General features: G+C 35.7%; 9 protein-coding genes. All 9 read right to left on the reverse strand.

The genetic code is table 11. From position 1 onward, the window contains the following. Nucleotides 1-9 precede the first annotated feature (9 nt). Nucleotides 10-1,056 carry a metallophosphoesterase gene (locus tag CKF59_RS01190; protein ID WP_119534158.1) on the reverse strand — a complete coding sequence of 349 codons (1,047 nt, stop codon included), beginning with the start codon at nucleotides 1,054-1,056 and terminating at the stop codon, nucleotides 10-12. Between the two features lie 2 nt (nucleotides 1,057-1,058). Next, on the reverse strand, nucleotides 1,059-2,126 hold the full coding sequence (locus tag CKF59_RS01195) for a metallophosphoesterase (protein ID WP_119534159.1): 1,068 nt from the start codon (nucleotides 2,124-2,126) through the stop codon (nucleotides 1,059-1,061). A gap of 88 nt (nucleotides 2,127-2,214) precedes the next feature. Beyond that, on the reverse strand, nucleotides 2,215-3,540 hold the full coding sequence (locus CKF59_RS01200; RefSeq protein WP_119534160.1) for a hypothetical protein: 1,326 nt from the start codon (nucleotides 3,538-3,540) through the stop codon (nucleotides 2,215-2,217). Between the two features lie 90 nt (nucleotides 3,541-3,630). Further along, nucleotides 3,631-6,318 carry a penicillin-binding protein 1A gene (locus tag CKF59_RS01205; protein WP_119534161.1) on the reverse strand — a complete coding sequence of 896 codons (2,688 nt, stop codon included), beginning with the start codon at nucleotides 6,316-6,318 and terminating at the stop codon, nucleotides 3,631-3,633. A gap of 149 nt (nucleotides 6,319-6,467) precedes the next feature. Then, entirely contained in the window at nucleotides 6,468-8,192 is a 1,725-nt protein-coding gene (locus tag CKF59_RS01210) for a hypothetical protein (protein ID WP_119534162.1), read from the reverse strand. 467 nt (nucleotides 8,193-8,659) lie between these two features. Continuing rightward, the gene (speB, locus tag CKF59_RS01215; protein ID WP_119534163.1) at nucleotides 8,660-9,589 is read right to left on the reverse strand and encodes an agmatinase; all 930 of its coding nucleotides are present in this window, start codon (nucleotides 9,587-9,589) and stop codon (nucleotides 8,660-8,662) included. Nucleotides 9,590-9,609: 20 nt separating this feature from the next. Further along, the gene (speA, locus tag CKF59_RS01220) at nucleotides 9,610-11,571 is read right to left on the reverse strand and encodes a biosynthetic arginine decarboxylase (protein ID WP_245959255.1); all 1,962 of its coding nucleotides are present in this window, start codon (nucleotides 11,569-11,571) and stop codon (nucleotides 9,610-9,612) included. 182 nt (nucleotides 11,572-11,753) lie between these two features. Continuing rightward, nucleotides 11,754-12,383 (reverse strand): 23S rRNA (uridine(2552)-2'-O)-methyltransferase RlmE, encoded by a 630-nt coding sequence (gene rlmE, locus CKF59_RS01225; protein WP_119534164.1) that lies wholly within the window; start codon nucleotides 12,381-12,383, stop codon nucleotides 11,754-11,756. Between the two features lie 87 nt (nucleotides 12,384-12,470). Further along, nucleotides 12,471-12,737, reverse strand: coding sequence for a SemiSWEET family transporter (locus CKF59_RS01230; RefSeq protein ID WP_245959256.1), 267 nt, complete (start codon nucleotides 12,735-12,737; stop codon nucleotides 12,471-12,473). Nucleotides 12,738-13,573: the final 836 nt, after the last annotated feature.

Below are 13,573 nucleotides of genomic sequence, written 5' to 3' on the forward strand. Positions count from 1 at the left end.
ATAATCTTCTTAAAAGTTTTGGAATTTAGGAATTTGGTGTAAAGGTTGAGCTAGTTGCTGCCAATTTTGCTCGGCTAATAATTGCTCTGGGAGAGCAAAAATACTTAAACTCTTACCCTCAACACAACCTGTATCTGTAGCTATAATTCCTTCTGGAGTTCCTGCATAATAGGCTTGTTGCCAATGTCCAAAGAAAACCGGGCGATCAAATCCTTGTAAAGTTAAATTATGATTTTCTTGCCCTAAAGCTTGATAGTGATACCAAGGAAAAATTCCTGCAGCTAAATCCAAACAAGGTTCTTTAACTAATTCAAGATTAAAATCACTATAACTTTGACTAAGATCATTAATTACTAAAGACTGTAAGCCTACTCCCTGCTGAGCATAAGCTTGTTCTAACTGCATAAGATTTGGCTGAGCTAATATCCCTTGCTCTTGAGGTTGTCGTAATTGTCGGTGACGAGCTACAGTGGTGGTAAGCATAAACTCAGAAAAAGCTCTTAACTCTAGATCTCTTTGCCAAGTTCCCGTTAAAGCTTGTCCTTGTAAGGCTGCTTGATTTAAATCGGCTAAAGTATGAGCAAAATATTTATAACCTAAATAATAACCTCGCTGATAATGAGTTAAACCTTGTAAGTAATCACTTGCCATTTGATTATAGGCTTGGATTTGCTCACTTGACCATAAAGGATCAAGAGCTGCATGGACAAGGTGAAACCCCGGTTCACTAATTACCAAAGGTTGTCTTATCAGCCAATCAGTGTAAAAATGTTGTTTAGCTCTCGGCAAAGCTAGTAAATCTTCGAGATGATCACTAGCTAGAGGTTTTAAGCCCTCATGTACTAAACAAATTACCCTTAAGTCGTTATTGCCTAGTACTACTCCCGTAGCATACTTTTCGGCATATTTTAAAACTTCAAGAGTTTGGGGTCCACGACAGCCTAAATCGCCAATAAAATAAAGTTCATCTTTGCTAGGATTAAAATCAACGTGCGCTAGGAGAGCATACATCTCCTGCGCACAGCCGTGTACATCGCCAATTAAATATTTTGCCATGCTTAATTAAATTTTATTGTACTTTTAACTTCGGCAATAGGTTGAGCAAGAGTTAATAAAAACGCTTGATCTTGCATATTTACACTAAATTCCGGAAGTTTATACGCAGTTAAACGATCACCAAACACACAAGAAGTGTCTGTTCCTATAAATCCTGGAGGCAGAGGAAAACCATTACATAAGGACCAATGCCCAAAATATACTGGTTTTTTAAAACCTAAAAAATTAAAGTTAGGATTTTTATATACCTGACGCACATTATCTTTAGTACGCTCAGCTTTAGCACGAGCAAATTCAAACCAAGGATAAAGCCCCTGCTCACGCACCGCTTCAGGTTTACCTTTTAAGCCAATATTAAGATCAAAATAAGCTTTACTATAGTCTTCGATTAATAATGAAGGTGCTAATTTTTGCAGTTTATCCTTACCAATAGTATCCAATACTTGTTGAGCACTTGGATAGAGTAAAATAGACTCTTCCTCTAAAGTTTTAAACTGGCGGAAACGGCAAATGGTAAACACTAGTAGGCTTTCAAAAAAGCGACGTAAAAAGATCTCTTCATGAGAAGCAAAACCTAGTTCACGTAAATTAATATAGAATTGCTTGCCACCAAAAAATCGTTTAAACTCCTCAGCTCCCCAGCTTTTAAAAAACTCTTTAGCTTGCTGAGCTATATCCGTAATTTGTTCAGGTAACCAAGTTGGATCTAAAGAAGCATGGACTAAATAAAAGCCTTCGTCTTCTCGCACAAATCCTTGCTCTTGTAACCAACTTGCATAATATTGCTTTTCTTCAGGATTAAGATTTAATAATGAGTCAAAATTATCAGACTCTTTAGCTTCTCTAGCTCCATATAAACAAGCTAAAAAATGTAGATCATAATTACCTAATACCGCTTTAGCATTGTGCTTAATTGCTAAATCTAAAACCTCTTTAGGTTTTGGACCACGTCCCACTAAATCTCCAGCTAAATATAGCTCATCTTCAGCAGGATTAAAGTTAATCTTTTCTAATAATTGTGCAAACTCATCAGCACAACCATGAATATCTCCAATTAGATATTTAGCCATTTTTTTCTCTCCTCCAACTAAAAAACGTCTTCTTTATTATATCATCTTCACATAAGCAAAGACCTAGACTTTGAGGTCTAGGCCTTGACTAAAGTACTTGGGGATTAATGTTGTAACTATTAAAAAAGGATTGTAAAATTTGCGCTTGTGCTCGCAAATTTAAGCGATCTATCTCGGTTAAATTATTTTGCCCTAAACGGAGATTAAAACCATTTAACCATTCTTCCATACGGTACTTACTTTGTCCGAGCAATGTCTCTAAAGACAAGTCATAAGTATTAAAAACTTTTTGGGGTCTACGTAATAAACGATGTACACGTGGATATGCTAATTGAGCTAAATTTGCCTCTTGTCCTTCTTGACTCCAAAATTGAGCATCTAGCTCTTGCTCTTGTGTCTCAACCTCAAAATGTAGCTCTTGCTTAAAGAACTGAGCTAAGTGTTCGGCAGTATCTCCCTGATAAGCAAGACGAGCTTCAAAAGGAAAACTTCTTCCTAGTAAGAACTCTTGCGGATAAATTTGAGCTTGGCTCACAAACTCAGGACTAAAATTACTAATTGCTTCCTGAGGCACTAAAGCTCCTTGAGCTTCGAGTAATGCAGAATCATCAGCTAAAGCTTTATGATACTTATAGCTAAAGTGCTTTAAGTTACGGAGACGGATGAGATAGTTAAGATCTAGTTCTCGTGGTGCTTGCACCGGAATTAATCTCGCTTTACTTACAACCTCAGGATAAAGCACTTCTTCACTTCCGTCTAAACCTAAAGTTTTTAAGAATCTACGGAAGAAACCTCCGGTTTTAAAGAGTTCTAAATGGTTCAAGGTATAATTTAAAGTTTGATACTTAAACACATCATACTGGAGATTTTGTGCTTCGACTTTAGTTTTTAAAACTTGTAGATTCCCTTGGGCATAGATAGTTTCAGGACTAGCTACAAACAACCAAGCTTTATCTTGATCTTGGTTAGCTTCCACTAAAAATTTTAAATTCACTAAACCAAAGTTAAGAAGCTCATGATACAACCAATATACCGAAACTCCACCAGCAAATAATTTTGACGCCAACCAAGAACTGGTTGGAGGAATTACCGGCACTGGGTATTTTACTAATTTAAATCCAGGATTTTCTTGCACAAAAGCCGTAGCTATTGCGAGGCTCTGATCATCTTGAATTCCTTCTCCTAATTCAGGGTAAACTAAAACTCCTTTACTAATTGTAGGAGTTAAGGAATTTAAGGAACTTTTTAAGGTAATCGCATTATTAGCAAAAGGAACTAAAGCATATACCTCAACTTCACGTTCCCGTTGACGATAATCTTCTGGGTAAACTTGTTGATCTCCCTCACGCTCTAAAGCAAAATCAACCGGAAAAATCCCAGTATCTATGGCACTAAAATCTTTTGTTTGCGTCATTGTTTTTCTCTTTGCCTAAAATTTTTGCTTCTATTATACCTTAAATCAAAGAGATCCGAGATAAACATCTCGGATCTAACAAATCTAATTTTAGAAAATACCTAGATCTTCTGAATTGAGATCTACATTATTATTGCTTGGAGCAGTAGGAGGAACTTGTGGAATACGATAGTATTCATTATAGCCTCCAGTTGGCACCTGATAGCCTTGCGCATTAATCATAAAGGTTTGAATGGTATTTGGCATAGGACGAACCCACTTGGTTGTCACTTTTGCTAACTGCAGTTTTTCAAAAGCTATCCAGTTATTTAACGCTAAACCACCCCCAAACTCACGACGACCTAAGGTTGTAGCATTATCAAAAGCTACAAAGGTTGCGGTTACATATTTATTTGCATAACCTACAAACCATGCTGATTTAGAATCATTGGTTGTTCCGGTTTTACCACCGACATCCGATGTTCCAAGTTGAGCTGCACGAGCTGCCGTTCCCGTATAAAAACCTTGACGTCCATATACATTAGAATTTAAGCCCGACCACATTAACCAAGCTACATCAGCACTTAGAACTCTTGGAGCATACTTAGCTTGTGAACTTGCCTGCTGACCATCGGTTAAACCTACATCTGTAGCCTCAGCAGCTTGACTTTGGTCTAAGTTACGCTCTTGAGTATTAGCTTTAACTAAAGCATCAAGATCTTCTTGCCCTTCTAATGCTTGTCCATTAGAATTATCAAGCGAGATTAAATCCTGATTAGTTGCAGTTTGCATTGCAGTTTCATCGGTAATTGGATCTAAAGGCATAATACTGTTACATTCATCAGTATCTGCAGTACATGCAACTAAAGGATTAGCTTGATAAATCACATTATTTTCCGCATCTACTACCTTAGTAATGAGATATGGATTAATTAAAAAGCCTCCATTATCAAAAGTAGCATAAGCACGAGCCATTTCTAATGGGGTAAAGTTTGCCGTACCTAAAGCTAAAGATAAGGTTGGTAAAAATGAATTCGAACTAAAGCCTAGACGTTGTAAGAAACGTGACATATAGTTAGGACCAACTTGTTGCATGAGTTTTACTGCAATAATATTGCGCGACTCGGCAAAAGCTTGACGTAAGGTAATATCACCCTTATAAGTATCACCATAGTTTTTTGGTGTCCAAATCTTATCATTATCTTTAATCGCAATACGATCATCACGCATAATGCTTCCCCAGCCTAAAGCTCGATCACTTAAGGAAGAGAATTTTTCAAAAGCAGCTGCATATAAGAAAGGTTTAAATGAAGAACCTACTTGGACAGTAGCTTGCGTTGCACGGTTAAACTTAGATAAGTCATAAGAGAAACCACCAACCATAGCTTCAATTGCCCCATCAGTTGAGTTAAGACTAATTAAACCTGAGTTTACCGCAGGAATTTGTCCTAAACTCGCCACCATGCCATTAGCAGCTAACTCTTTTTCGACATAGATTATTTGTCCTGGAGTTAAGAGCTCGTTTACCGCTTTCGGAGCAGCACCTTTACGATCTGGATTTATATAAGCTCCCGCCCAAGCCATATTTTTTAGTGGTAGAGGCATAATATTACCATTAATATCTACTACCTGAGCTTGTTCTTTATTAGCGGTTAACACTACTACCGGATATAACGGATCATAACTTCTAGTGTAATTTGATAACTTAAAGCGATTTAATAAATCATTTAAAGTAATAGTTTTCTCCGTAAAACCTTGATTTTGTCTTACTTTTACTACTATGTGCGAAGCATCTTGATAGTTTACTAAAGCTTCACCATTGTTAAAGAGAAAACGCTCATTGTCTTTTGCACGCCAGCCTTTACGTTGATCATAACCAATTAAGGTACGACGTAGAGCCACGGTTGCTTCATTTTGGAGAGTATTGTCTACAGTAGTGTAAACTTTAAAGCCTTCGGTATAAGCTTTTTCTCCGTATTTATTATATAGAGCTTGACGTACCATCTCAGAGACATAACCTACCCCTTGGTTATCCATACGTCCTGGATTAACCATGATCTGCTCAGCAATTGCTTGATCATACTCTTGGCGACTAATCATCTTAGTATCGAGCATAGCCGCTAACACTTGGTTACGACGAGCTACCGAACTTTCAAGATTAGCAATAGGATTAAGTTTAGATGGAGCCTGCTGAATCCCAGCTAAAAGAGCAGCTTCCGATAAAGTTAACTCATTTACACTTTTATTAAAGTAAGTACGTGCTGCTTCGGCAAAACCATAAGATCTATGCCCAAGATAAATTTTATTCATATAAGCAGCTAAAATTTGATCTTTAGTCATACTTTTTTCCATGCGTACGGCTAAGATCATTTCTCTAAACTTACGAATAAATTCTTTTTTAGAATTTAAGAAAAAGTTACGAGCTAATTGTTGGGTAATAGTTGAAGCCCCTTGTGATTTATTCCCTGTAGTTAAGAGCACCATAGAGGCACGAGCAATACTTCTTAAGTCTATCCCTCCATGCTCGTAAAAGCGACGGTCTTCAATCGCCACTACCGCATCACGTAATACTTTAGGAAACTCGTCATAAGTTAAAGTAATACGACGCTCTGATCCATAAGAAGCAATTAAATCTCCATTACGGTCATAAACCCTTAGAGGTTCAGAAAAAGTTGGGGTAAAAGATTTTACATCAGGTAAATCTGTAGATAAATAAGAGTAGAAGCCTATTAGACCAGCTACCCCAATCGTACCTAGAGTTAAACCTGTACAGAATAATTTCTTAAATAGAGATTTCATAATAAAACAGTTAATGTTTTGCGATTAACCTAGCAATGATAATTTTTTCAAACTCCTATTATAGCAAAAAATATCATTGTCGAATCTTGAAAGATAAGACCAGCCCCGGGGCTGGTCTTATTAGAGTTATAGCTTGCAAAAGTCAAAAATCAAGAATAGCGTGAGCTATGACGCACAGCATCACCTTGTTTTAAGACTTGATTAATTTGATTACGAATAGTTGAAGGATAAGAACAAAGTTCTCTCGTACTAAATACCGTTCCTCGTAAATCTAAATAAGCTGAAAGCTTGTTACAGAGTTTAGTTAATTGGGTAATGAGAATCGATAAGGCTTCATCATTTTGTAAAATTCTGCGTGAAACATATAAATAAAGATACTTATACTCTTCACGTTCATTTTCTCCAATCCATTGCCCAAACTCATTAAAGAGATGGTAGATTACCACTTCTTTAGCTGAAGAAGTTGCAGGACGCCATACATTGTTGTAACTCAAACGCATACGATCGCCTACAAAAGTAGTGTAATTCACACTATTTTCATTAAAGTCCGTATCTAAGTTACGTAAAATATTATTAATGCGTACAGCCGAGATCTCTGCACTACGCTGATTTTTTACTTTAAAAACAATATACTGCTCGGGATTTTCAAATAAGGTATTTAACTTTAAAATCACCGGATCTGTTTCAACATAAGGATCAACTTTAACTTCTTCAGGTTCTTTAGTTGATGGTTGACTACGCTTACGAGCGATTTCGGCAAGATTTTGATAACCGGTTACCGCTTTGGCTACATCTTCAGGACTTTCAACTCTAATCCCATTAGTGGCAAAGTGTGAAGCATTAGTTACCGCACTTAAATCAGGTGCAGCCCCCTGAGTTACCGGAGGGGGAGTAGCTCCTGCTGGAGAAGCAACCTTTTGCTCTTTATCTCTTGCCTCTGCTTGTTGAGCCTTAGTTACGGTTGAAACTAGAGAACTAGTTTCCTGAGTTCCCGTATTTTTACTCTTTAAAAAAGCAAGAACTTTTTCATAAACTTCAGGATTACTCCGAATTAACTGTTCCAAAGCTTGTAAGCTTGCTTGGTCTTGGGACTCATTTGCTTCTGTAGTTGCAGTTTTAGCTACAGGTTTGCTTACTGGTTTACTTACCGGTTTTGCGGTAATTTCACGTTTAGCTACTACTTGTGGAGTTAACTCTTTATTGGCAATTTTACGTTCTTCGGCAAGACTTAATTCACGTTCAGGATTTAATTCTTGCTGTAAACGCTTTTGCTCTCGAGTTTTATAAACATCATTAATATTATCGGTCGCAATAGTACGCTCTTGATTAATATTAAATTCTTTTTTGGCTAAGGTTTTATTAGTTTGTTCAATTGCACTTTCTTTAGCCTTACCGGTAACCGTATAAGATTTACCAAAGTAACTTTCTGCCGCACTAGCTTTAGAGTCACTATCCTTGCTGTTATTCTCAGCCGCAATTTTTTGCTGAGTAATAGTATCACCGGTAACATTAGCGGTGTTATTTGCAGTTACCTTAACTCCCAAAGTAGTATCTACTTTAGGAGGAGTAACTGTTTGCTTTACCGGCTCAAGTGGTTTTTCCGCTTTTGCCTCAGCTGTTTGAGACTGTTGTTTTTCTTCTTGAGCATACATAGCCGCAAGATTACTTTGTAAAGTTTCAGCAATATTCTGGGTACGTAAATCTTGACTTACAGATGGATTTACATGATTAATTAGACTATAGCTACTTTTTTTCGGAACATCAGTGCGAATCGCATCCTGATGAGGCTTACGTTTTATAAAACGATAAAAAACAGCACCTAAGACAATTAATGCTAAAACAATACAGATTACAAAAACGTAATTGTTTTCCATATCTTTTAAATTATTAAAAAATAAGACGCTCGTCTTAATTCTCTCTGTAGGAATTCGGGTGATAATTATAACTAGAGTAGATAAGAAAATTGACTTTATGACTAAATTTATCTACTTTTACTTTATATTATAAACTAATTATTTGAAATAAAGGCGTAAATATAACAAAAAACTGCTATTTCTCTGAAAAAATTCTCAAATTTTATTAATGGCTTTACTTATCACTGAGAAAATTTATTTAAGAACTTAAATCCTTTGGAGCTAAATCCTCTAACCTAAATATCTCAAGCCCTTAATAAACAAGAACTTTTTCTAAACTTGCACTTCTAAAAAGTCTACTTTTTAAAAACCAAGTTCGTGCCTAGGCATTTTTTTACTCATCCAGTGTACCACCAAATACCCTAAAAGATCAATATTTATCACAAAAAAGCCCTTTTACCAAGAGGTAAAAGGACTTTTTTGGGCTACTAATCTTGTTTTGCAGCTTGCATATATAGCATTTCAAGAGCAATGGTTGCTCCAGCTAAAGCGGTAATATCAGATTGATCAAAAGCAGGAGAAACTTCTACTAAATCCATGCCCACTATATTTAAAGGCGAAAGAAGACGAATAACTTTAAGAATTTTATCCGTAGTCATCCCACCAATTACTGGAGTTCCAGTCCCTGGAGCATGAGCAGGATCTAAACAGTCAATATCAAAAGTTAGATATACAGGCATCTCGCCTACTACTTCTTTAATACGACTTACAATTTGCTCTGCAGTTAAATCATTAGCTGTTGGGGCATCAAGCACAGTATAATCAAGATTGCGATCATACTCAGTACGAATTCCCACTTGAATTGAGTGTTTTGGATCAATTAGACCCTCTTTTGGAGCATGATAGAACATGGTTCCATGGTCATAAGCTGAACCATTATCATAGGTATCAGTATGAGCATCAAAATGCACTAAAGCTAATTTACCAAAGTGTTTTGCATGAGCTCTTAACAACGGAAGAGTAATAAAATGATCTCCCCCTAGAGTTAAACAACGTTTACCTGCTTGTAACATATTGCTTGCATGCTGTTCTAAACGCTGAGTAAAGTCTCCATTGTCGCCCATAGCATAAACTAAATCGCCACAGTCAACAATATTTAGACGTTCACGAACATCAAACGTCCATGGAAAACGACAGTGTTCCCACGCAAGATTTACTGAAGCACGACGAATCGCTTCAGCTCCAAAACGAGTTCCTGAGCGTCCTGAAACCGCACTATCAAAAGGAACACCGGTAATTACCCAATCAGCATCAGAAGTAGCTGGTTCAAAGTTAATTGGTAAACGTAAAAAACCAAAGTTATTAGATACTAAAGAAATATCTTCACGATGATTTAAAGTATTGGTATTAGTTTTCATAAAGATTAACTTTCCACAAATTAATAATCGATTTCGGTATCTTCTTCAAGATAAGTGTAACCTGACATTCCCGCTTCTAATTCTTTTAAGAATTTAACTTTATCGACTTGCGATAAATTTGAAGCATAGATTTGTTCACGATATCTTTCAAGAATTTTCTTCGGATCTATATACACATACTCGAGCATGTCAGATACTGTATTCCCGTGATAGAGATCAATGATCTCAAACTTATCCGGTCCAGTAATACGTATATCTACGGTCGTGGTATCACCAAAAAGATTGTGCATATTTCCTAGAGTTTCTTGATAAGCTCCTAACATGAAAAAGCCCATTAACGGAGGATTATCTACCTCAAAATCCGGCATTGGTAGGGTAGTAGCAATCCCATCGCCATCTATATAGCTTTCAACTAAACCATCAGAGTCACAAGTAATATCAAGAAGAATTGCTCGACGTTCAATTGGAGCATTTAACTGACTAATCGGCACTACAGGGAACTGTTGGTCAATCCCCCAAGCATCAGGTAAAGATTGGAATAAACTAAAGTTCACCCAAATTTTATCAGCAAAACGCTCTTGTAATTCATCGATTACTTGACGGTGTGAACGGTTTTGTGAAGTAAAGAGTTTAGCTACTTCCGAACAAATATTTAAATATAATTGTTCTGCATAGGCTCTTTGCTCTAAAGAAATAGTTCCTACATTGTACTGTTGGTGTACATCTTCAAGATCAAATTGACCTTCATGAATCCAAGTACGTAGAGAACGTTTATCACGATTATTATTAATATTTTCCCAAGTTTCCCATAAACTATGTAAAACTGTCGGGTCCTGCTCTTTTGGTGGAGCTAATTTTTGTGATTCATAACGCTCAACCCCAATTACATTTGAGATTAATAACGCATGATGAGCAGTAGTAGCACGTCCTGACTCAGTAAAAATATCTGGGTGAGGTAAATTATTATCATCACAAATTTGCCCAATTCCCCAAATAATAGTTTCCGCATATTCACGTAAACCATAGTCTACAGAGCGATCAGAACCTACACGGCTACCATCATAATCCACACCTAAACCACCACCTACGTCAAAGCATTTAATTTCTACACCTAATTTCGCTAATTCAACATAGAAACGAGCTGATTCACGTACGCCTGTAGCTATATCACGAATACTACCTAATTGTGAACCTAAGTGGAAATGTAATAATTGTAAACTATCTAATTTGTTTTCTTCACGTAAAATATCAACAAGCTTTAATACTTGCGTTGAAGAAAGTCCAAATTTAGATTTTTCCCCTCCCGAAGATTGCCATTTCCCAGCTCCTTGTGAAGCTAAACGAGCTCTTACCCCTAAACGAGGTAATACCCCTAGGCGTTCTGATTCTTCAAGAACTAAATAAATTTCAGAGAGTTTTTCAATTACTAAATATACTTTATGTCCTAGCTTTTCAGCCATGAGAGCATAACGTACATATTCTAAATCTTTATACCCATTACATACAATTGTATGTTTCTTTAAACCAGCGTGGGCAATTACTGCCATTAATTCAGCTTTAGAACCAGCTTCAAGACCATATTTTTGTCCCGAGTGCTTTAAAGCTTCAACAACACGACTGTGTTGGTTTACTTTAATTGGATAAACTAAAGTATACTCACCCTTATATTCATAATCTGCGATTACTGTCGAGAAGGCTTTATTAATAGAACGTAAACGATGCTTAATAATTTGCGGAAAGCAAAATAATGCAGGTAAACGAGCTCCGTATGATTCTTCCATACGTTGTGCAAGTTTATTTAATGAAATACGGTTTTCTGGTTTATCAGGATTTGGACAAACATAAACTTCACCGTTTTCATCTACGTTATAGTACCCCATTCCCCAATATTGAATATTACTTACTTCACGGAGGCTTTGTTGATTGCCATCAACCGCAATGTGAGATAATGGAGTAATTGAAGGAGCAATAGAATCAGCCACTGCTTATTCCCCTAAAAATAGATAATTAATAATATCCTTAACTCTGACAACAGAAGCAAGGTACAAAATAAAATTGCAAAGAGTTACGAAAAATAAGGTGTCATTTTGCGAGTTATATTATAACTTAAAAAACGAACTTATGAGGGTAAAGAGAAAAAATTTTTATCTTTAATGATCTCTTTTTATCCTTTATAGTCTAAAGCGACAATGTATACTTCACGAGAACGATCACGAGAAGCATCTGGCTTACGAATACGCACTGTTTTAAACATTTGACGTACTTCTTTTAAATACTCCTCAAAGCCTTCACCATGGAAAATTTTTATGACAAAGCTTCCACCTTTGGCTAAGCAGTCTTTAACCATTTCTAAAGCTAGCTCACAAAGATACATAGCTCGAGGAATATCTACATTAGGATTTCCTGAAAAGTTAGGAGCCATATCAGAAAGAATCACATTTACTTCACGTCCATCAATCATGGTCATGAGCTTTTCTAAAACACTTTCTTCCCTAAAGTCGCCTTGTAAAAAATCTACATTAAATAATGGATCCATTGGCAAAATATCACAAGCGATTACCTTACCATTTTCTCCAATTACCGTAGAAGCATATTGTGACCAGCCTCCAGGAGCAGCTCCTAAATCCACCACAATCATATCTTTACGAAAAATACGATCTACTTTTTGGATTTCTTCAAGCTTAAAATAAGCACGTGATCTTAGTTTATTTGCATGTGCTTTTTGTACATAATGATCTTTAAAATGTTCATTGAGCCAACGTCGTGAACTTACAGAAATATTCTTTTTTGCCATAATAATAAAAAAATTACATGAGAACAAAGCAAAGCTCAAGATTTAGTTTCTTACTTTGTAAGAAGCTAATCCTTGAGCTTTGGTTATTTATAAAAGATTAATAATTGCCAAAATTGCAGCCGTGTAACCAAAGAAAACTCCTGGAATATTAGCTACCGCTAGAGGTAAATCTCTATCCGGTTTAAATAATCCATATACTACCCATAAGCTACAGTTAATCCCTGCAGCCAACGGCTGAATAAAATCCCCTGAGACACCATGCAAACTATTCCATATTTGTGGTATATAAGCTATATACATTAACATAGAAGTAAAAGTTGCAATCCAGCCTACAATATTAAACGTTTTTTCCAAAATCGACTCCCTGATGTCTTTTTGCATGTACGTATAACTGATAAAAAAATCAGTGCAAGGAAAAACGTATTTATATACCTCCTCCCTTTCTTTAATTACTTAAGTAAGGACAATTGCCCTAAGTTATTATTTGTGCTAAAAATAGAGCAAACTGTTTACGCTGTAAACAGTTTTACTAATTTATAAACATTTATATTCTTTATAACAATGATGAGATTATGGAAATAATCTATCGATAATTATTTAAGATAATCGCTTAAGTAACCTTTTTGCTTTTACTTAAAAACAAAAAATACGCCATTACATAGTCAACATTATGGATCTAAGGTCTCCAAATGCTCCTTTGCGGGTCTAAATTAAGGATTAGTTTTTTCGAAAAAATTTATTGAGTTTTAGTTTTAAATTTTGGAGGTTTAGAACTTTGCATTAAAGCTTTGGGTTAAGTTTGTTTAAGCTTTTGTTTAAATTTTTACTAAACCTTTGTTAATACTTTTTTACTTTCTCAATAAAGCTTTTCGAACTAACTAAGACTACATAAAATCACACAAAGTTTATGTTAATAATAGTAATGTATTTAGATAAGTATCAATAAATATTGTAATAAATACCGACACCTAATCTTATCTAAATTTTATCTATGCCGTATATTATACCCTATTTTTTGTATTACTAAATAAAAAATAAGCATATTTTACAACTTCTAATAACTTTTAAGAGCATTTATGTTATAATAGTTTGCTTGTAGTTACAAAATATTGTCAATTTAAATTTGAGGTTTTCATGGCTTTAAAATTAACAACTGCGGTTAAAAAAGAATTATTTGGCCTATCTCATGA

It is taken from the genome of Psittacicella gerlachiana, assembly GCF_003585965.1.
GTDB lineage: Bacteria > Pseudomonadota > Gammaproteobacteria > Enterobacterales > Psittacicellaceae > Psittacicella > Psittacicella gerlachiana.